18 protein-coding genes and 1 tRNA gene are annotated in these 18,929 nt (G+C 71.1%); 7 read left to right on the plus strand and 12 right to left on the minus strand.

Features of this window, described 5'->3' with window-relative positions; genetic code table 11:
• Positions 1-38: 38 nt before the first annotated feature.
• Positions 39-236, plus strand: coding sequence for a hypothetical protein (locus tag AB0I43_RS10725; RefSeq protein WP_356970866.1), 198 nt, complete (start codon positions 39-41; stop codon positions 234-236).
• Positions 237-251: 15 nt separating this feature from the next.
• Here the strand turns inward: AB0I43_RS10725 and AB0I43_RS10730 are convergent, their stop codons facing one another.
• Both AB0I43_RS10730 and AB0I43_RS10735 read right to left on the minus strand, forming a co-directional pair.
• Positions 252-1,508, minus strand: a complete 1,257-nt coding sequence (locus AB0I43_RS10730; RefSeq protein ID WP_356970865.1) for a serine hydrolase — start codon at positions 1,506-1,508, stop codon at positions 252-254.
• 171 nt (positions 1,509-1,679) lie between these two features.
• Positions 1,680-1,752: transfer RNA gene (locus AB0I43_RS10735), tRNA-Asn, on the minus strand.
• 269 nt (positions 1,753-2,021) lie between these two features.
• On the opposite strand from AB0I43_RS10735, the gene AB0I43_RS10740 reads away from it, so the two are divergent.
• Positions 2,022-2,267, plus strand: coding sequence for a hypothetical protein (locus tag AB0I43_RS10740; protein WP_194819166.1), 246 nt, complete (start codon positions 2,022-2,024; stop codon positions 2,265-2,267).
• 62 nt (positions 2,268-2,329) lie between these two features.
• On the opposite strand, the gene dnaG is transcribed toward AB0I43_RS10740, so the two are convergent.
• From dnaG to AB0I43_RS10765, 5 genes are all read right to left on the minus strand, one after another.
• Entirely contained in the window at positions 2,330-4,243 is a 1,914-nt protein-coding gene (gene dnaG / locus AB0I43_RS10745) for a DNA primase (RefSeq protein ID WP_356970864.1), read from the minus strand.
• 88 nt (positions 4,244-4,331) lie between these two features.
• A complete protein-coding gene (locus AB0I43_RS10750; protein ID WP_356970862.1) occupies positions 4,332-5,582 on the minus strand; it encodes a deoxyguanosinetriphosphate triphosphohydrolase in 1,251 nt (416 codons plus the stop codon).
• A 6-nt stretch (positions 5,583-5,588) separates the two neighbouring features.
• Complete coding sequence (locus AB0I43_RS10755; RefSeq protein ID WP_356970861.1) at positions 5,589-6,233, minus strand: YdcF family protein; 645 nt, start codon at positions 6,231-6,233, stop codon at positions 5,589-5,591.
• A gap of 101 nt (positions 6,234-6,334) precedes the next feature.
• Positions 6,335-7,513 carry an LLM class flavin-dependent oxidoreductase gene (locus AB0I43_RS10760; protein ID WP_357431795.1) on the minus strand — a complete coding sequence of 393 codons (1,179 nt, stop codon included), beginning with the start codon at positions 7,511-7,513 and terminating at the stop codon, positions 6,335-6,337.
• A 366-nt stretch (positions 7,514-7,879) separates the two neighbouring features.
• Positions 7,880-8,599: a MerR family transcriptional regulator gene (locus AB0I43_RS10765; protein WP_356970859.1), complete on the minus strand. Its 720-nt coding sequence runs from the start codon at positions 8,597-8,599 to the stop codon at positions 7,880-7,882.
• Between the two features lie 41 nt (positions 8,600-8,640).
• On the opposite strand from AB0I43_RS10765, the gene AB0I43_RS10770 reads away from it, so the two are divergent.
• A complete protein-coding gene (locus AB0I43_RS10770; RefSeq protein WP_356970857.1) occupies positions 8,641-9,102 on the plus strand; it encodes a DUF6194 family protein in 462 nt (153 codons plus the stop codon).
• A gap of 7 nt (positions 9,103-9,109) precedes the next feature.
• Here AB0I43_RS10770 and AB0I43_RS10775 read toward each other — a convergent pair whose 3' ends face one another.
• Positions 9,110-9,784: an MBL fold metallo-hydrolase gene (locus AB0I43_RS10775; RefSeq protein WP_356970856.1), complete on the minus strand. Its 675-nt coding sequence runs from the start codon at positions 9,782-9,784 to the stop codon at positions 9,110-9,112.
• A 30-nt stretch (positions 9,785-9,814) separates the two neighbouring features.
• Between AB0I43_RS10775 and AB0I43_RS10780 the strand changes: the two genes are divergently transcribed.
• Entirely contained in the window at positions 9,815-11,851 is a 2,037-nt protein-coding gene (locus AB0I43_RS10780; RefSeq protein WP_356970854.1) for a TPM domain-containing protein, read from the plus strand.
• A gap of 6 nt (positions 11,852-11,857) precedes the next feature.
• Here AB0I43_RS10780 and AB0I43_RS10785 read toward each other — a convergent pair whose 3' ends face one another.
• Complete coding sequence (locus tag AB0I43_RS10785; RefSeq protein WP_356970853.1) at positions 11,858-13,309, minus strand: molybdopterin-dependent oxidoreductase; 1,452 nt, start codon at positions 13,307-13,309, stop codon at positions 11,858-11,860.
• 127 nt (positions 13,310-13,436) lie between these two features.
• Positions 13,437-14,996 (minus strand): lipase family protein, encoded by a 1,560-nt coding sequence (locus AB0I43_RS10790; protein ID WP_356970851.1) that lies wholly within the window; start codon positions 14,994-14,996, stop codon positions 13,437-13,439.
• 300 nt (positions 14,997-15,296) lie between these two features.
• On the opposite strand from AB0I43_RS10790, the gene AB0I43_RS10795 reads away from it, so the two are divergent.
• Positions 15,297-15,689, plus strand: a complete 393-nt coding sequence (locus AB0I43_RS10795; RefSeq protein ID WP_356970850.1) for a helix-turn-helix domain-containing protein — start codon at positions 15,297-15,299, stop codon at positions 15,687-15,689.
• Between the two features lie 44 nt (positions 15,690-15,733).
• Here AB0I43_RS10795 and AB0I43_RS10800 read toward each other — a convergent pair whose 3' ends face one another.
• On the minus strand, positions 15,734-16,915 hold the full coding sequence (locus AB0I43_RS10800; RefSeq protein ID WP_356970848.1) for an ABC transporter permease: 1,182 nt from the start codon (positions 16,913-16,915) through the stop codon (positions 15,734-15,736).
• Positions 16,912-17,790: an ATP-binding cassette domain-containing protein gene (locus tag AB0I43_RS10805; protein ID WP_356970847.1), complete on the minus strand. Its 879-nt coding sequence runs from the start codon at positions 17,788-17,790 to the stop codon at positions 16,912-16,914. Before AB0I43_RS10805 ends, AB0I43_RS10800 begins: the two co-directional genes overlap by 4 nt.
• Positions 17,791-17,928: 138 nt before the next feature.
• Between AB0I43_RS10805 and AB0I43_RS10810 the strand changes: the two genes are divergently transcribed.
• Both AB0I43_RS10810 and AB0I43_RS10815 read left to right on the plus strand, forming a co-directional pair.
• Complete coding sequence (locus AB0I43_RS10810; RefSeq protein WP_356970846.1) at positions 17,929-18,417, plus strand: FBP domain-containing protein; 489 nt, start codon at positions 17,929-17,931, stop codon at positions 18,415-18,417.
• A 325-nt stretch (positions 18,418-18,742) separates the two neighbouring features.
• Positions 18,743-18,925, plus strand: coding sequence for a hypothetical protein (locus AB0I43_RS10815; RefSeq protein WP_356970844.1), 183 nt, complete (start codon positions 18,743-18,745; stop codon positions 18,923-18,925).
• The last annotated feature ends 4 nt before the right edge of the window (positions 18,926-18,929 follow it).

An 18,929-nucleotide genomic window follows, 5' to 3' on the forward strand; every position in this document is an offset into this window, starting at 1 on the left:
CGGGAGCCCCGCACGCACCGACAACCAGAGGTCAGCACATGGCATGGCACGAGGAAATCATGGCCGAACTCGACTGCCGCAACCACGAACGCCCCCGCACCAGCACCGCCGCCGCCCACACCACCATGCAGATCCACCGCGAATGCCGCCTCGACGAATGCCCCGCCAAATCCGCCGCCTTCCACCACCTCAAAGCCGAAGGCAAACTCGTCCCCGACTCCGGGCGCACGCAGTGAGCTGCGGCCGCTGAGCTATGGCGCCTGGTCCAGCCACCGCGGTACCCGGTCGAGGCGCGGCATCGCCGCCGACACCTGGGCGACGAGCTGCCAGGGGCGCTTGGTGTCGGTGGTAGCTTTGCCGCTGGTGAGTATCGCGCCGGCCAAGCCGCGTTCGGGGTCCGCCCAGCCGTACTGCGTCGTCAATCCGCTGCGGCCGAAATGGAAGCGGGTGTCGCGGCCGAACTTCGAACGGCGGGCGCCCAGCTCGAACCCGGCGGCGCTGACCCGCCCGGCGGCGCCGGGAATTCGGTCGGCGGGTGCGATGGCGTGGCGCAGCGCGGCCGCACCGATGATCCGGACGCCGTCCAGTTCGCCTCCGCGAGCGAGGATCTCGTAGAACCGGGAGAGTTCCTCGGCCGTGGTGACCAGATTGCCCGAGGGGAGTTCGGCGGTGAGGAAGGCGGCGCCGTCGGATTTCGATGCTTTGTCCATGCGCCCGCCGAGTGCCTTGCTCGCCAGGAAATTCGCCAGCCGCGACGGCGGCGGCCCCGTTTTGACGCTGGGCACCACCGCGTCGACGTCGGCCTCCGCGACGCCGAAGTTGTTCCAGCGGAAGCCCAGTGGGTTCAGCACCTGCTCGGCCAGGTGGTCGCGCATCCGCTGTCCCGTCGCCCGCCGCACCAGAAGCCGGAGGGTGAGCCCGGCGGTCAGCGCGTGATACACCCGGAAGCGGCCCGGCGGCCAGCTCGGCCGTAGATCCGCCAGCGCCCGCACGGCGAGGTCTTCGTCGAGCACCACCTCGTTGCCGCGGTACGGCGGGGTGAGAAACGGGAACCCGCCCGCGTGCGAGAGCACATGGCCGAGGGTGATCCGCTCCTTGCCGTGGGCGGCGAACTCCGGAATGTATTCGCACACAGGATCATCGGCGGCAAAAACACCCTGTTCGATCAGCATGGACATCACGACGGCCGCGACTCCCTTGGCGGTCGAGAACCCGCAGAACGGCATCGCGGGGGTCACCAAGATCTTCGCCGCTCCGGCCTCGTCGTGGGGCGCGTTTCCCCAGCCGTGACCGATGGCCCGGTTCAGCACGATCCGGCCGTTGCGCCGCAGGCACACCTGGATCGCCGGGGTCGTCCCCAGCGAATACCAGTCCTGCACCGAGCGCCACAGCCCGTCCACCACCGCGGGTGACAGCCCGGCCGCACGCGGGTCGTCTTCGACTCCGATCGTGGTCACGGCAGGCAGATCGGCACCGACGGTCACCAGCCTGCCCGGAAGTGCGCTCATAGCCGCCCAGCCTATAGGCGAGGGCCGGCCCGGCGTTGATCACCGGCGGCGCACCCACCGGGAAACCGGTTCGGCGGACCGCCTTTGCCCCATGCCGGACCTGTTGACCTGGCAAACGAGAAACGCCCCTGACCTCGCGAAAACATTTCGCTGGTCAGGGGCGTTCGCAGGCTCCCCCATCTGGACTCGAACCAGAAACCTGCCGATTAACAGTCGGCTGCTCTGCCAATTGAGCTATAGGGGATTGGCGGTGGCTCGTCTGTGCTAGGCGGGCCGAGAAGAAACTTTAGCGTACGGTTGCGGTGGTTCCCAAATCGCGGGTCTACCTGGGGTTATGTGGGGGTGCGGCGGGGGAGGGGTGCGGGGGTGGGGTGTGCGGGTGGTGGGGTTTGTGAGGAAGATTACGTCGGAGGGCGGGGGCGGGTAGACGCGCGGTCGAGGCGGATCGACAGTTGTCGGTGGCTTGCGGCAGGATAGGGGCGCGCACAGGCGAATTGGGAGGAGCTCTACGAGATGCTGCGGTTGATCATCGGCGTCGCTGCCGGGTATGTGCTCGGGACCAAGGCCGGGCGGGTCCGGTATGAGCAGATCAGCGCGGCTACCCGCGCGGTCACCGGGAGTCCGGTGACGCGCAAGCTGGTGCAGGTCGGGCGGCAGAAACTGTCGGACAAGCTCAGCACCCGTCCGCAGCTGGAGCCCATGGAGCCGTTGGACGAGCGGACGACGGTGCTGGTGCCGCACGACCAGCTGCGCCGCTGATCCCTTCGGGCACAGAACGATTCGACACCCCTGCTGGTCTCACCGGCGGGGGTGTGTGAATTTCAGGCGGCGGAGAAGTCGTCGGAGTTGCCCATCGCCTGGGTGAGCAGGCTCTTGCGGTACTGCTCCAGGGCGACGAGATCGCCGAACAGCTGCATGTAGGCGTCGGTCTCGTCGGTGGAGGACAGGCGCTGCAACCGCGACTTCAATTCGGCCACCTGACGCCCGACCCAGGCCTCCTGGGCCCGTGCCAGCACGCCGGTGATGAAGCGGGGAATGCCGTCGGCGGATTTCACCGGCAGCGGCTCGTTGGCCAGTTCGGAGACGAACGCGTGCAGCGTGAGATCCGTGGCGCGGTCGGTGACGGCGTTGATCCATTCCGCACCGCCGACACTGCTGGACGCGCCACCGGCTTCGGCGATCATCGTGCGCACCGCGACGTAGGCGGGGTGGGTGAACGCCTCCGGCTCCAGCGAATCGAACACCGGCCCGGCGATCGCCGGGTATTGCAGTGCGGCCGCCAGCACTTGGCGTTGCGGCAGCAGCACCGGATCGTTCGGGTTCGGCCGCATGGGCGGCTGATCGGCGACCGGCGCGGATTCCGCGGCGCGCGACTGCGGGCGGGCCGGGCCGCCGAGCCGGTTGCGCTTGGCTTCCTCGCCCACCCGGCGCACCACGGACTGGATGTCGTCCCAGCCGACCCAGCCGGCCAGGCGGGTGGCGTAGGCCTTGCGGGTGGCGTGGTCCTTGATCTGCGCGACCACGGGGACCGCGCGGCGCAGCGCCTCGACCTGACCCTCCACCTGGTCCAGGTTGTGATCGGCGAGCAGGCCGCGGATCACGAACTCGTACAGCGGGGTCCGGCGGGCGACCAGATCGCGCACGGCGCCGTCGCCGGAGTGCTGGCGCAGTTCGCAGGGATCCTGGCCGTCCGGGGCGATCGCGATGTAGGTCTGCCCGGCCAGGCGCTGATCGCCGGAGAAAGCCTTCAGCGCGGCGGCCTGACCGGCGGCGTCGCCGTCGAAGGTGTAGATGATCTCGCCGCGCCAGAAGTTGTCGTCCATGAGCAGGCGGCGCAGGATCGCCATGTGCTCGTCGCCGAAGGCGGTGCCGCAGGAGGCGACGGCCGTCTTCACCCCGGCCAGGTGCATGGCCATGACGTCGGTGTAGCCCTCGACGACCACGGCCTGATGGCCCTTGGCGATATCGCGCTTGGCGTGATCCAGGCCGAAGAGCACCTGGGACTTCTTGTACAGCACCGTTTCCGGGGTGTTGATGTATTTGCCGGGCATGGTGTCGTCGTCGTAGAGCTTGCGCGCGCCGAAACCGATGACCTCGCCGCCGAGATTGCGGATCGGCCACAGCAGGCGGCGATGGAACCGGTCGATCGGGCCGCGCTTGCCCTGCTTGGACAGGCCGGCCGCCTCCAGTTCCTTGAACTCGAAACCCTTGCGCAGCAGATGCTTGGTGAGGGTGTCCCAGCCGTCGGGGGCGTAGCCGCAGCCGAACTGCTGGGCTGCGTTGCCGTCGAAGTTGCGGTCGGTCAGGTATTTGCGCGCGGCCTCGGCCTCGGGCTCGCGCAGCCTGGCCATGTAGAACTCGTGCGCGGCCGCGTTGGCGGCGACCAGCCGGGCCCGGGTGCCCCGGTCGCGCTGCACGGAGGTGCCGCCGCCCTCGTAGTTGATCTGGTAGCCGACGCGATCGGCCATCTGCTCGACCGCTTCGACGAACCCGACGTGCTCGATCTTCTGCAGGAACTTGTAGACATCGCCGCCCTCGCCACACCCGAAGCAGTGGAAGACGCCGAGGTGGGGGCGCACATGGAAGGAGGGCGACTTCTCGTCGTGGAAGGGGCACAACCCCTTCTCCGAATCGGCGCCCGCGCGCTTGAGCGCGACGTACTCGCCGACGACATCTTCGATCCGAACCCGTTCGCGTATCGCCGCGATATCGCGATCTGGGATTCGTCCGGCCACGGCACGAGTCTAGGCCAAGAGATCACCGACACGCCCATCGGCCGCGCTCGACGCCACACTCGCGCGAGCCCGCACCGGCGAGGGTGGGTTACCCGCCGAGTTGGTCGGCAACGCGTTCCAGCCGGCTCTCGGTGTAGGAGGCGATCTGATCGACGATGACGCGCACCCGGGCCGTGTCGTCGTCGGCGGCTTTCCACCAGGGCAGCAGCACCGGGTCCAGGGTGTGCGGCGCGGTGGCGAGCAGGTGCTCGGCGACGGCCCGGATGCGATCGCGCTGGTCGCTTTGACGGCGGCGATGGGCCGCGTCGGACATCACGTAGTGCAGCGCGACCGTTTTCAACATCGCGACCTCGGCGGCCACCACGGCGGGCACCTCGAGATCGGCGGCATAGCGCGTGAGCGGCCCCGTCCCGGCGATCAGACGGGTCGCGGTGATCGCGGCGGTGGCGAAACGGCCGACGAGCTCGCTGGTGAGCTGCTTCAACGCGACCGAACTGGCGAAGCCACCGTCGTAGGCGGCGGCCGCGGCGACCACGGGCAGCTCCGAGAGGCGATGCGCGGCGGCGACGAGCTCGTCCACCGAGAGCGCGGGATGGCGCTGATGGCCGACCCGGGCCAGTTCGGTCTGCACGCCGGGATCGGTGAGCTCACGCAGATCGATGCGGCCCGCGATGACGCCGTCCTCCACGTCGTGTACGGAGTAGGCGACGTCGTCGGACCAATCCATGACCTGGCATTCCAGGCTCTGCCTGCGCTGCGGCGCACCCGCGCGGACCCAGTCCAGGCGGTCGGCGTCGATGCCGTAGGCGCCGAACTTGGTGCCGGAACCGCTTCGGCCCCACGGGTATTTGAGCGCCGAATCCAGCGCGGCGCGCGTCAGGTTCAGGCCCGCGCTGGTGCCGTCGGGGGCGAGCACCTTGGGTTCGAGCCGGGTGAGGATGCGCAGGTTCTGCGCATTGCCCTCGAAACCGCCGTGCCGGTCGGCGAATTCGTCGAGGGCCCGCTCGCCGTTGTGGCCGTAGGGCGGGTGGCCGATGTCGTGCGCGAGCCCGGCCAGATCGACCAGGTCCGGATCGCAGCCGAGGCCGTCGGCGATGCTGCGCCCGATCTGGGCGACCTCGAGCGAGTGCGTGAGCCGGGTGCGCGGGGTGTCACCGTCGCGCGGGCCCATCACCTGCGTTTTGTCGGCGAGGCGGCGCAGCGCGGCGGAATGCAGGACCCGGGCGCGGTCGCGGGCGAACTGGGTGCGGTGCGCCGTCTCTCGCTCGGCCGGGCCGAGGGCGGCGGTCTTGGGTGCCTCGACGACCATCCGCTCCCGGTCGTGTGCGGTGTAGGTCATCGGTTCTCACTGCCCCGCTGTGTATTTGAAGTCGGCGGAAAAATGGGTGAGCTGATACCAGAGCAGCGCGCCGGTCTCGCGGGCGATGCCGTGCGCCTGGGACTCGCGGGTGTAGACGGCGGGTCCGGTGCGGGTGGGCGCCGTCCAGGCGTGCAGGCCCGCGTCGCGTGCCATGGTGCGGGTGCGCAGCGAATGCCACGGATCGCTGACCAGCACCGCCGAGGAGAGATCGCGCGCGTGCATGGCCTCGGCGACGGCTTCGACGCTGCGCAGAGTATCCGAGCCGGTCTCGACGGCGAGGATCTTGTCGCCGGGGACGCCCAGGGTTTGCAGGTAGTTCTTGCCGGAGGCGGCCTCGGTGTACAGATCGCCCTGCTGCTTGCCGCCGACGGTGATGACGCGGGGCGCGACGCCGAGTTTGTAGAGTTTCGCGGCCTGATCCAGACGCGCCTCGAACACCGAGGACGGCGTGCCCGAATACTGGGCGGCGCCGAGCACGACGATCGCGTCGGCCTTGCTGTAATCCTCGATCCGGGCGACCTGCCAGACCCGGAAAGCGGTGCCGCTCACCAGCACCAGCCCGATCAGCACGGTGCCGAGCAGCAACCGGCGCAGCCAGCGCGCGACACCCGCTCCGAATCCTCGTGGCACGCCGGGACCGGCAGCCGGCGCGGCTCCGGGGGGCGGGGTTGGCGAACTCACGTCACCAAGTCTGCCAGGGCGGGCCGACATCGTGCCCGCGCGAGCCACGGTTACGGCAGCGGGCCGGGGCGTCGCCTCCGCAACCGGCCGATCAACCGGCGCTGCTCGCGCAGCCCGGCGGCGGCCAGCGCCGGTTTGACCGCGGCCGCGAAGGCGTAGAAGAGGACGTGGCTCAGCCCCGCGTCGAGGTAGGGGTCCAGCCAGCGCTCCACCTGCGCCGCGGTGCCGGCGGGCAGCAGCGCGCGAATCAGCTCGGGGGTGAGGAGTTTGCTGTACTCGGCGAAGCGCTCGCCCTCGAAGACAGCCGGATCGACGTGCGAATAGCCGGGGTTGTCCGGCCCGAGCGGGTGGGTGGCGCCGGCGGCGGTCCAGCTCGCGCCCGGCAGCGCCAGCGCGATGGCCCGGACGAAGGGCTGGCGGCACAGCTCGTCGAGGACGCGGTCGTCGGGCGCGAGCAGCGGGGCGAGCAGGGCGCTGCGGTGCAGTGCGCGCGGATCGCGCCCGGCCTCCTCGGCGGCCGCGCGGAACTGGGTCGCCGCGGTGTGCCAGGGCGTGCCGGTGTCGTTGAGGATGAACATCCAGCCGTCGGCCTGCGCCCCGGCGATCCGGCAGGCGCGCGGACCCTGCGCGGCCACCCACACCGGCGGGGTCGTGCCGCGCAGCGGCGGCAGACCGAAGCGGGCGTCCTGCCAATCGTGGAATCGCCCGCGGTGCGTGACCAATTCGTCCGGCGACGACCACGCGACACGCAGTGCGGTCAGCGTGTCGGCCAGGCGCGCGGCGCGGGGTTCGAGGGTCAGCCCGTAGGGGACGGTGTTCTCGTATTCGCCCGAGCCGATCCCGAGCACCACGCGGCCCCGGGACAGGTGGTGCAGCGACATCCAGGCGCGGGCCAGATCGGCCGGATTGCGGCGCACCACATCGGTCACCGCGACGCCCATCACGGGGCCGCGCGGGCGGACCCAGCGCGCCAGCGCGATCGTCGGATCGAGGTAGGCGTCCAGCGAGGTGACATACCGGGCCATCGGCGAGAACCGGGCGTTCCAGGCCGCCGCGGGGAAGGCGGATTTGGTGTGATCGGAGAACCAGATGTCGTCGACGCCGAGCAGCCGCGCGGTGCGCAGGTTCAGGGTGATCGCCCAGACCGGCGCGACGGGCTCGATCAGGTATCCGATGCGCACCCGATCCTCGTGGGGCCGAACCTGGTACGAACTGGCACGCCGGTCCATCGCCACCTCCGGGCGGTTCGAATCGTCTCCGATATATAGCAAGACCGTGCGCCACCCACGCCGGAAACGCTGCGACACGCCTGCTCGGCGGAACTTGTCGGACCCCCGGCGCACCATAGGGGTCGCCAATCGCGAACCGCTGGGCCGCAGGGGATTTCACGCAGGGAGAGACTCGCCGAGAACGCCCGCGAGGTGGCCGATCGGCTTGGCCCGATCCGTCTCCCGCGCAAGCGGTTCCGATCACGGAGCTGGACGCCCCGCCCCGGACGGCGGCACGGACTGCCCTTTCGTCGTCAACGGTTCACCGCGAGCATGCGGCGGGAGTGATCCGCGTCGCCGCACGTCGGAGCCGGGCTCTCGCGGCGATCACGAAGCAGCCTCGATGATCTCGGCGAGAATTGCCGCCGCGCGCAGCAGCGCCAGTTCCCGGCGCGCGATCGTGCGCACCCGCTCCTCCAGCGCCGTGAGTGAGTGACCGGCGTCGTGCAGTTCCCGCACCGCGGTGAGCGCCTCCCGCACCTCGGGGATGCCGTATCCGGCCGCACGCAAAGCCGTGGCGATCCGTGCGTCGCGGACCGCCGGCGGGGGATAGCGCCGCGCCGAACCCGACCGGGTGACGGTGCGCTCCGGCGTGAGCAGGCCCTCCTGCTCCCAGAAGCGCAGCGTCGAGGCCCGGAGCCCGAGCGCCCCCGCCAGCTCGGTGATGGTCATGGTGTCGTTCGCGGCGGGCTCGGCCTCGGCGGCGGACTCGTCCTCGATGGCCAGCAGGGCTGCCCGAGCGGCCAGGGCCTGCTCGCGTTCCCGCTGGAGCCGTGCGGGCAGGGCGCAGACCAGGGCGGCGGCCTCGTCGCAGGGCAGCGAGCGGATCGCCCGCATCGCGCCGCGCGCCGCCACCGGCCCGACCGCGCGGGCGAGATCCCGATAGGCGCGCAGATCGCGCAGGTGATCCGGGCCGAAGTGCCGATAGCCGTTGCCCGCGCGGTCCGCGGCCGCGAGGACGCCCAATCGTTCCAGGTCACGGATTTGCTGGACGGAGTAGCCGGTGGCCGCCGCGACCGCCGCGACGGTGAGCCCGTGCTCGCCCATGCGCCAACCCTCCATAAGCACTTCAAGTTCATGCTCGAACCATGATTATGGACCAGCTACTCGAGACGATCCGGACGTTCGACGGTGTGCTCGAGCTCGCGCCGACGGCCGGTGGGCCGTTCCCGGAGATCGCGTGGGGCGACCACTTCTTCTATTACGCCCCCGATGGGCAGGTGCCCCAGCGCGAGCAGCCCTACGCCACCGTCGTGACGAAGAACTACCCGGACGACACCCGGTGCGATCTCGACACCCCTGGCCGCCGGCGGCTCAACATTCACGTTGGCCGAACCCGCTTCGCCGAGCTCCTCGGCGTCGACCCGCGCGACGAAGCCGACGACGTCGACTACACCGCGACCGACACCGTCCTCCCGCATCCGCTGTATCGGCGGCAGGGCTGGATCGCGATCGTCGATCCGGGCACCCGCACCCGGGAGCTGGCACTGGACCTGCTGCGCGCGGCCCACGACGACGCCCGCCGCCGGGCCGAGCGCCGGACCTCCTGACCCGCGGCTACCAGCCGCGCTCGCGCCACTCGGCCAGGTGCGGCCGCTCGGCGCCGAGGGTGGTGTCGTCGCCGTGGCCCGGGTAGACGACGGTCTCGTCGGGGTACCGGTCGAACAGTTTCGTGGTGACATCGCCGTAGAGCGAGTCGAAATCCTCCGGGCTCCGCGTCTTGCCGACGCCGCCCGGGAACAGGGAGTCGCCGGTGAACAGGTGGGTGCGGCCGGACTCGTCGGTCAGGGCGAGCGCGACGGAACCGGGGGTGTGGCCGCGCAGGTGCGCGATCTCGAAGCGCAGGTCGCCGATCTCGACGACGTCGCCGTCGGCGAGCAGTCGATCGGGCCGCACCGGGAGCGGCTCGGCGTCCAGGGCATGCGCGGCGGTCGGGACGTCCAGCGCCGCGGCAACGTCTTTCAGGCCCCACCAGTGGTCGGGATGCTGATGTGTGGTCACGATCAGGGCGAGTTTGCCGGGCGCCTCCTGCTCGATCAGTTCCAGGATTCGCTCGGGTTCGTTGGCGGCGTCGATGAGCAGCGCGGGACCGGTGACGCACTGCACCAGGTAGCAGTTGTTGTCCATCCCGCCGACCGACATCTTGATGATGCGGGCGCCGGGGAGGTCACGCTGCTGTGGATTGCTGCCCGGCGACACGTGGCCGGTGTAGGGACGGTCGATCGTCGTCATTCCCGCAGCCTATCCAGTTAGATTCAGACTATGCAGCTGCCATGGAGCCGCCTCGCCCGCTGGTCTGCTTCACTCCTCGTCGGCGTTCTGCTCGCCGGGACGGCGCTGCTGAGCGCGCCGGTGTCGGCGGCGCCGCCGGGCCGGATGGATTCCTACGTGGTCGACAGCGCGCAGGCGCTCGACGCGGCGCAGCTGGCTCGGGTGCGCGCGTCGGTCGAACAGCTCTACGCGCGCCACCAGGTGCGGTTGTGGATCGACTACGTCCCCGATTTCGGCGGACTGGGCGCGGAGTCCTGGGCGCAGCGCACCGCGAGCGAATCCGGTTTCGGCCGCCGGGACCTGCTGCTCGCCGTCGCCACCGACTCCCGGGACTACTGGTTCTACGGCGACCTGCCCAACGACGTCAGCGACGGCGAGCTGGAGAACCTGCTGACCAGCTCGGTGGAGCCGGCCCTGCACGACAGCCGGTGGGCCGATGCCGGCGTCGCGCTGGCGGGCGGCCTGGACACCGCGATGACCAGCGGGGGCGCCGGAACCGGCGGCGGCCGCACGGCCGTGGTGCTGTGGGCGCTGATCGGGCTGGGCCTGCTCGGTTTCGGCGGCTTCTGGCTGTGGCGGCGCAAGCAGCGCCGTGATCGCGGCCGGGCCCAGCTCGAGGCCGCTCGGAAGCTGGATCTCGGCGACAGCGCGGCGCTGGCCGCCCTGCCGCTCGAGACGCTGCACGCGCGCTCCCGTGAAGCGCTGGTGGACATCGACAACGCGATCCGCACCAGCGCCGAGGAACTCGAGATCGCCACCGGCGAGTTCGGGGCCACCGCCGTCAGCCCGTTCACCACCGCGCTGGAGAACGCGAAAGCCGCGGCGTCCAAGGCATTCTCGATCCGGCAGCAGCTCGACGACGAGATCCCCGAGACGCCGGACGAGCAGCGCACCCTGCTGGTCGAGCTGCTGAGCACGGTCGGGCGCGCCGATACCGAACTCGACGCCCGGGTCGCCGAATTCGATCAGATGCGCAGCCTGCTGATCAACGCCCCGTCCCGGCTGGACGCGCTCACCCGCGACGTGGTGGACCTGACCGGCCGGGTGCCGGCCGCCGAGGCGGAGCTGACGCGGCTCACGGCGGCGCAGCCGGCGAGCGTGCTGGCTCCGATCCGAGACAACGTAGGCATGGCCCGGGAGCGAATCACCTTCGCTGAGCACAACATCGACATCGGGCGCGAAGCGCTCGCGCAGCCGGTCGGCAAGCAGGGTGCGGCCGTGCCCGCGATCCGCTCGGCGGAGGGCGCGGTCGGGCAGGCTCGCGCGCTGCTGGACGCGGTCGCCAACGCCGCGGCCGACATCGAGCAGGCCCGGGCCGGATTGCCCGCGGCCGTCGCCGAATTGCGCAAGGACCTCACCGACGCGGCCGAGCTGAGCGCCCACGGCGGCCCGGAGCTGGCGGCCGCCATCGCTGCCGCACAGCAGGCTTTGAGCAAGGCCGAATCCGCAGGCGACGCCGACCCGCTCGGTTCCTTCCGGGACGCGGTCAGCGCGGACGGCGAACTGGACAAGGCGATCGCCGCCGCCACCGACCGCAAACTGGCCGCCGAGGATCTGGCCCGGCGGCTCGAGCAGGCGCTCACCGATGCCCGCTCCCGCGTGCAGCAGGCCGGCGATTACATCGGCACCCGGCGCGGCGGGATCGACGCGAGCGCGCGGACCCGGCTGTCGGAGGCGCAGCGTCAGCTCGACCTGGCGCAGCAGGCGGCCGAGCCCGCCGATGCCCTGCGGGCGGCTCAGTCCGCCGCCGAGCTGGCCGGGCGGGCGCTGCGGGAAGCCCAGGCCAGCGTGCAGGCCTGGGAGTCGAGCCAGGTGCAGTACAGCAGCGGGCCCTACGGTCGTGGCCCGTTCGGCTCCGGCGGCGGATTCGGCGGCAGCGGAGCGGTTCTCGGCGGCATCCTGATCGACGGCATGCTGCGCGGCGCGGGCAGCGGTTACCGCCGCTCCGGCGGCTCGGGCGATTGGAGCGCGGGATCCTTCGGCGGCTCCTCGGGTTCCCGGCGGATCAGCCGGGGCGGTCGCTTCTGAGCGCGCTCAGACCTGCACCGTGCGGGTGTGGAAACCGGTGGGGCCCACCGGGAACGGTGCACGCTCCACGCCGTCCTGGGTCTGACCCGAACGGCTGATCGCGCGCACCTGCAAGGTGTGCGCCCCGGCGGGCAGCTTGAGGGTGGTGCGCCAGCGCCGCCAAGACGCCGGGGACAGTTCCGCCCCCAATTCCACCGGCTGCCAATCCTCCTGCCCCACACGCAGTTCCACCGCCGCCACGCCGTGCGGCGGGGCCCAGGCCACGCCGGCCACCGAGGTGGTGCCGGCGATCTCGCGCCCGGGCAGGGTGCTGTCGATGCGCGCGTGCGGGTGCACCCGCAGCAGTTCCCGGGTCCAGCCGCGCCGGACCCAGTAGTCGGAATGCGTGTCGTCGGCGAGTTCCAGCTCGCTCAGCCATTTCGCGCCGGTGTACTGCCCGTAGAGGCCGGGCACGAGCACCCGGGCGGGGAAACCGTGTGCGGGCGAGAGGGGTTGGCCGTTCATGCCGACCACCAGGTAGCCGGGCAGCTCCCCGGAGCGCAGCGCCGCCAGCGGCAGCGAGATGGTGTACCCGTCGACCGCGCGGGTGACCAGGCGGGTCGCCTCGGCGTCCGGAATGGCGTGGCGCAGCAGATCGGTCAGCGGTACCCCGAGCCAGCGCGCGTTGCCCGCGCGTCCCTCCCCGGCGCGGTTGTGCACGCAGACCAGCACCGCGTCGAACTCCACCGCGTCGGCGATCAGATCGGCCAGCGACAGCCGAAGCGTGTGCGCCACCATGCCTTTCACGGACAACCGCCACCGCGCGGGATCGATCCGGGGCGGCCGCAGGCTGACATCGGCCACATACAGCTTGTGCGTGGGGGTGAGCAGCGCGGAGAGTCCCGCTTCGCCCTCCAGACCGTCCTCGGGTGCCACGCCCAGCGAGCCGACCGGCCCCAGCCGCCGGATCGCGTTGTCCTGCCTGCGATCGTGATCCTGCTGCAAGGTGTGCGCGGCGGCGAGCAGGCCGCCGCCCGCCAGCGACCACGCCATCGCCTGGAGCGCACCGCGTGGCCGCCGCCGCAGCCCCGCGGCCAGCACCCCGGCCGCGGCCGCCGCGCCCGCCACGGCGGAGGCCGAGCGCGCGGCGGGCCGGGCGGCCAGCGCTCCCGCCGCCATTCCCACGGCCGCGGCCGCCGGAATCCGCAGCCGGCCGGGCAGCGCGCCGATCGCCGCGGCCGCGGCCACCGCCCCGGCGCCCACTCCGGCGCGCGTCGCCAGCTTGTCGTGCCGGCCCGACAGCTCGACCGTCGTCTCGACCACGGGGATCGGGGCCGTATCGATCAGCGCCCGACCGACGGAGTCGATCAGCGACCCGCCCTTGGTGGCCGCGATCGCCTCGCCCAACCCCAGCGCGGCCGCCCCGACCGCGACCGCTCCGAACAGCCCGCCCCGCTCCCGATCCTCATCCGTCCGCACTGCCAGCACACCTGCTTCCGCCTGATCGACCTCGCATCGCTACCCCGCATTCTCCACGAATCCAGGCCCTGGCCAACCCCTTTCATCGGCGCCCCGGTCGCAACCGGACTTCTTCCACCCAGCGCGGTCAGAACCGCCCGAACAGCCACTGGCCGGGTGCGTCGGCCCCGCGGCAGAATTCGCGGATACCGACGATGATCTCGTCGACGTCGATGGCGCCGCTGTGATCGGTGTCGAGCAGGTGGAATTCGCGGGCCGCCAGGTCGGCGGGGATGCGGCAGGCCGAACAGAGGGCGTCGAACTCCGCCCGGCTCAGCACGCCGTCGCCGTTGGCGTCGGCCAGGTTCAGCACGGCCTGGGCGAGCGGCCGCAGCAGGGTGTCGAACTCGGCGTCGGTGCGGTCCTGGATCCACTGGCGGTACTCGGCGGCGCTGATCCGATTGTCGCCGTGGGTGTCCGCGGTGGTCAGCCCGCGCCACAGGCGCAGGTAGCCGTCGCGGACGGCCCGGGCGGCGACGGTGCCGGGGGAGTGCCGCAGCGCCTGGACCAGGCGCAGCGCGAAGGCTTCGAAGTCGTCCCGGCGCAGGTAGCCGTCGTGGGTGGCGTCCAGCGCGTGGAAGGCGCGGTAGGCGGGCTCGGGCGCGGCGTCGGCGTCGAGCCGGGTGCGGGCCCAGTCCACCGCGCCGTGCCGCTCGTGGTCCAGGACCTGCGCGTGGTCGGCGTCCGCGCAGCGCACGTAGTGCACCGGGGTGCCGGAATCGGCGGTGGCGGCGGCATAGCGGTCGACCAGGGCCTCGGGCACGATCACGTCCAGACCGCCGCCGGCCAGGAACATCGGCCGGTCCAGCCGCGCCACCGGCACCGAGGCCGCCACCAGCACCGTCTGCACGGTCGGCTCGGCGGTGAGGTCGACCACCCCGGCGGCGGCGTTGGTCACCCCCGCGCAGGCCCGCATCATCTCGACGAAGCTCAGGTCCTTCGCCCGGTCGAACAGTGCCCGGCCGGGTCCGCGCAGCAGCCCGCTCGGGTCGAAGCCCGGGTGGCTGGTCGTCAGACCGGCCAGTAGCAGCGGCACGATCGGGCTGAGCTGACGCTGCGGATCGCTGGTCAGCTGCGAGACCAACTCCGACAGATAGACCGGCGGGCACAGCGCGACGCCGCCGCGGAAGTCCAGCTCGGGGGCGTAGCCGGTGGCCATCAGCGCGACGTGCAGGGCGGCGTGCCCGCCCTGGGAGAACCCGACGACCATCCAGCGCGTGCTCACCGGGTGGCCGAGTCCGCGCGCGGCCCGCACGGCGTCGACCACGTCGTCGGCGACGGCCTCGCCGTTGAAGTACGGGTGCGGGCCAGGGGCGGCCAGGCCCTCGTAGTCGGCGGCGGCCACGACGTGGCCCGCGGCCAGCCAGCCGTCGATGTGATCCCGTTCCAGTCGCAGGAACCCGGTGCGCGAGGGCGCGGCGGCGGTGCCGAGTCCGGTGGTGCCGTGCGCGTAGCCGATCACCGGCCACCCGTCGGCGGGTGGTGTGCCGTGCGGCACGAACACCGACGCGGTGACGATCTGCGGACGACCGGAGTAGTCGGTGCCGCGGTAGGAGACCCGGTACGCGGCCAGCGCGCGGGCCGGCCACAGGTCTCGGGGCAGTTCGGTAGAGCGGAGCACGGTGCCGGGTGCGGGGGTGCTCCTCATCGGCGGCCAACCACTCGCGGGGTCATTGCACGGATTATTCAAGCCGGGTCATCGTCGCGATCGATGACACGCCGTCGATCCCGGGTGGTCGAGCAAACCAAAAGCGTGTCGTCTCGGGCGATTCCGGCATTTCGCACAGCCGCCGCGGGCTGCGGCGCGCCGTGCCGGGGCGCCTGTCGGGGATATCGCGCGACCCATGGCAGTCTCTCCTGTGCTCCAGCCGGAGCCAGTCCAGAGGAGGGGTGTTGCATGGCGAAAATGGGTAGGCGGAAGCGGTCGAGGCTCATCACGGCGGGTCTCATGGCTCCGGACAAGGCTCGGTCCACGCCGGCGGACGCACCCGCCGCGGAGCGGCTGACCGCAGCGCCGAAGCAGGCCGCGCCCAAGGCCGAGGCGGCCGCGCCGAAGCCGGCGAAGACCGAAGCCGCACCGCAGTCCAGCGCCTCCGATCACCGCGATGTCGAGGCCCTCGCCGAGCGGGTCAAGGCCCGTCGCCGCGAAAAGGGCTGGACCCAGGCCGATGTCGCCAAGAACGGCGGCCCGTCGGCCGGCACCATCAGCCAGATCGAACGCTGCCTCAGCGAGGACCCGGCCGCGGACACCCTGAGCAAGCTCGACGCCGGGCTGGAATGGCCGGAGAACACCTGCGAGTCGATCCTGCGCGGCGAAATGGCCGGGGCCGGAATCGGATAGCCGGTGCGCGCTCGCGGACCGAGGCGCGGTCCGCGAGTTCCCTTTCAGTCCTCGACCTCCAGCGCCTGCCGAATCGTCAACCGGCCCTGGGTCTGCATGAGCCCGCGCCGGTAGATCTTCTCCGCGATCAGCACGATCCCGTAGGTCGCGGCGGCCATCAGCCCGAGCGCGACGAACGGCTCCCACCAGGCGGCGGTGCCGGCGGCCAAGCGGCCGGGCATGCCGACGATGGAGACGATCGGCAGGTAGGAGGCGACCGTCAACGCGGTGCCGGACAGGAAGATTCCGGCGAACAGCACGATCATGATGAACATCGACACCGGCATGGCGGTGGATTGCAGGTCCTCGGGGCGGGTCGACAGCGCGCCCGCGACCGCCCACAGGCTGGCCAAGGCGAGGAAGCCGACGAGGAAGAACACGATGAACCAGCCCGCGGCGCCGCCGATCTGGGTGATCTGATCGCCCTTGCCGATCACCGACAGCCCGATCAACCCGGCCGCGACGAACAGCGTGAGCTGTGCGAACGCCATGATGGCATTGCCGATCACCTTGCCGATCAGCAACTGCCGCAACGGGATGGCGCTGGCGAGGATTTCCACGATCCGATTCTGTTTCTCCTCCAGCACGCTCTGCGCGATCGTCATGCCGAACATGGTGGAGGCGAAGTAGAACAGGAACGCGAAGACGAACGACGCGACCTTGGCCAGGCCAGGGTCCACACCGGTGGAATCGAGCAGGTCGTAGTCGACGGTCGCGCCCCGGGTGAGCTCGTCCATCGAGGTGCCGGCGGCGGTCGCGTTGCGCTGCACCGCGATCTGCTGGGCCGCCGCGGTGAGGTAGGTCTTGGCGTCGTCGTTCTCGGCCGCGCGGCCGATCAGCCGCCACCCGGAATCGGCCGGAACCAGCCCGGCGTCGGCCTCGTCGTCGCGCACCCGCTGCTCGACCGCGGCGACGTCGGCGACCTGGTGCGCGCTGAACTCGACCTTCTTGCCCGCCGCCAGGGTGTTGGCCGTCTCGACGACGCGGGCGGTGTCCGCGCCGGTGATCGCGACGTCGAGCGTCTCCGTGCGATTGCTCATGAAACCGCTGATGCCCAGCGTGATCACGATCACCGCGATGGTGATGGCGGTGGACACCAGGAAGTTCCGGTCCCGCAGTTTCACCGTGATCTCGCGCTGCGTCACGATCCGCCACAGACCGCGAGTGGCGGGTTCCGGGCCGCTCATGCCGTCACCTCCCGGTAGATCTCGGCCACCGTCGGTCGCACCGCCGCCAGTTCCCGCACCGAGCCGCGGCGCAGCGCCGCGGCGAGCAACTCGTCGGTGCCGATCCGGTCGAGTTCCAGCAGCACGCCCTGCCCGTTGGTCTCGAGGACCCGCACGCCGCCGAACTCGGCCAGCCACCCGGTGTCGCCGTCGAACCCCAGCCGGTACCGGGTGCGCGCACCGGCGCGCAGTTCGTCGGCAGATCCGTGCCCGACCACTTTGCCGCGCGCGAGGATCACCAGCTGGTCGCACAGCCGCTCCACCAGATCGAGCTGATGCGAGGAGAACAGCACCGGCACACCCTGGGCGGTGTACTCCCGCAACAGGTCCGCCATCGAATCGACCGCCAGCGGGTCGAGCCCGGAGAACGGTTCGTCCAGGATCAGCGCCTGGGGTTCGGCGATCACCGCGGCCGCGATCTGCACCCGCTGCTGGTTGCCCAGCGACAGCGACTCCAGCCGGTCTTTGGCGCGGTCGCCGAGGTCGAACCGATCCAGCAGCTCGGCCGCGCGCTGCCGGGCCGCCGCGGCGGGCAGCCCGCGCAGGCGGGCGAGGTAGACCAGTTGATCGAGCACCGGCTGCTTGGGATAGAGGCCGCGCTCCTCGGGCATGTACCCGAAGGCGCGCCGGTCGGCGGTGGTCACGGGACGTCCGGCCCAGCGCACCGTGCCGCCGTGCACGGCCAGCACGCCCATGATCATCCGCATGGTGGTGGTCTTGCCCGCGCCGTTGCCGCCGACGAAGCCGGTCAGCGCGCCCGCAGGCACCGTGAAGGACACGCCGTCGACAGCGACGTTGTCCCCGAACCGCCGAACCAGATCAGCGACCTCGAGCATGGCAGCCCCTTAACTGATGGTGTTTCAACCCTACCGACGCGCGCCGCGCCCGGGGGCCGGAAAAATAGTTTGCTCAGCTAAACGTTCGTCCGTACCGTCGCCACGGCTCTGTTCACCGACACGGACAAGGAGTTCGTCATGCAACCCGTCACCGAACGCGACATCAGGTCGTCGTTCGTCAACTGTTCCAAAGGGGACGCCAAGCGCCTGCCCGTACCGAAGGATCTCGACGCCCCGCCCTGGGACGATCTGGACTTCTTCGGCTGGAGCGACCCGTCCTATCCGGGCCGCAGCTACCTGGTCTTCCCGCAGGAGGACCGGCTGATCGGCGTGGCGCTGCGCCACGAGACCGGCGGCTCGGGCCGGGCGCAGATGTGCTCGATCTGCAAGACCACGCACACCGGCAGCGGCGTCTCACTGCTGACCGCCGCCAAGGCGGGCGAGTCCGGGCGCAAGGGCAACACGATCGGCACCTACATGTGCACCGATCTGGCCTGCTCGCTGTACGCCCGGAACAAGAAGCGCCCGGCCGCCGGCAGCCGCTACCGCGAGGATCTCTCCGAAGCGGAGAAAATCCAGCGGGTGCTGGAGAACCTGACCGCGTTCATCGGCCGGCTCTACAGCTAGCCGGACCGCACCCACGACAGAAACGGAGGTAGATGCGATGCGCCGACATTCAGCGCCGCGTTCCAGACCGAGTACCGCCCCGCACCCCGAGTTCCGCGACACCGCACCAGAACTCGGGGTGCACCGCATTCCCCGCCGGTCGAGACGGCCCGGCACGTACCGGGCCGTGTCGTCCGGCGGGGCGTGAAACCGCGTCGCCGCGAACGTTTTTCACCGGCAACCACTGAGTCGAGGTAACGATTCGGCCGACATTTCCGTGCGCGCGCTTCGCGGGCTCGCCGATCGGGAACTCCTGAGCAACCACCTCAGGTGTAAGGAGGCCGAGATGAACAATCTCCCGTGCGGTGACTGCTGGCGCCGCGACAACCTGACCTTCAAGCAGCGACTCGATCCCGCCTACATCCGCCGCGGCTACCTGCACCTGTGTGACGAGCACCGGGCCAGCCAGGAGGAACTGCGTCCCTGGGGGCGGTTCACGCCGACCTCGGAACTCCCGCGCACGGCCTGAGGCC

This window comes from Nocardia sp. NPDC050435 (assembly GCF_040655395.1).
Lineage (GTDB): Bacteria > Actinomycetota > Actinomycetes > Mycobacteriales > Mycobacteriaceae > Nocardia.

What these genes read in the sequence shown, in the direction of transcription:
- AB0I43_RS10805 (WP_356970847.1), bottom strand. Translation starts at nt 17,790, where the DNA reads ATGCTCGAGGTCGCTGATCTGGTTCGGCGGTTCGGGGACAACGTCGCT.
- AB0I43_RS10815 (WP_356970844.1), top strand. Translation starts at nt 18,743, where the DNA reads ATGAACAATCTCCCGTGCGGTGACTGCTGGCGCCGCGACAACCTGACC.
- AB0I43_RS10800 (WP_356970848.1), bottom strand. Translation starts at nt 16,915, where the DNA reads ATGAGCGGCCCGGAACCCGCCACTCGCGGTCTGTGGCGGATCGTGACG.
- AB0I43_RS10780 (WP_356970854.1), top strand. Translation starts at nt 9,815, where the DNA reads ATGCAGCTGCCATGGAGCCGCCTCGCCCGCTGGTCTGCTTCACTCCTC.
- AB0I43_RS10790 (WP_356970851.1), bottom strand. Translation starts at nt 14,996, where the DNA reads ATGAGGAGCACCCCCGCACCCGGCACCGTGCTCCGCTCTACCGAACTG.
- AB0I43_RS10760 (WP_357431795.1), bottom strand. Translation starts at nt 7,513, where the DNA reads ATGGACCGGCGTGCCAGTTCGTACCAGGTTCGGCCCCACGAGGATCGG.
- AB0I43_RS10775 (WP_356970856.1), bottom strand. Translation starts at nt 9,784, where the DNA reads ATGACGACGATCGACCGTCCCTACACCGGCCACGTGTCGCCGGGCAGC.
- AB0I43_RS10765 (WP_356970859.1), bottom strand. Translation starts at nt 8,599, where the DNA reads ATGGGCGAGCACGGGCTCACCGTCGCGGCGGTCGCGGCGGCCACCGGC.
- AB0I43_RS10795 (WP_356970850.1), top strand. Translation starts at nt 15,297, where the DNA reads ATGGCTCCGGACAAGGCTCGGTCCACGCCGGCGGACGCACCCGCCGCG.
- AB0I43_RS10740 (WP_194819166.1), top strand. Translation starts at nt 2,022, where the DNA reads ATGCTGCGGTTGATCATCGGCGTCGCTGCCGGGTATGTGCTCGGGACC.
- AB0I43_RS10725 (WP_356970866.1), top strand. Translation starts at nt 39, where the DNA reads ATGGCATGGCACGAGGAAATCATGGCCGAACTCGACTGCCGCAACCAC.
- AB0I43_RS10730 (WP_356970865.1), bottom strand. Translation starts at nt 1,508, where the DNA reads ATGAGCGCACTTCCGGGCAGGCTGGTGACCGTCGGTGCCGATCTGCCT.
- AB0I43_RS10770 (WP_356970857.1), top strand. Translation starts at nt 8,641, where the DNA reads ATGATTATGGACCAGCTACTCGAGACGATCCGGACGTTCGACGGTGTG.
- AB0I43_RS10750 (WP_356970862.1), bottom strand. Translation starts at nt 5,582, where the DNA reads ATGACCTACACCGCACACGACCGGGAGCGGATGGTCGTCGAGGCACCC.
- AB0I43_RS10810 (WP_356970846.1), top strand. Translation starts at nt 17,929, where the DNA reads ATGCAACCCGTCACCGAACGCGACATCAGGTCGTCGTTCGTCAACTGT.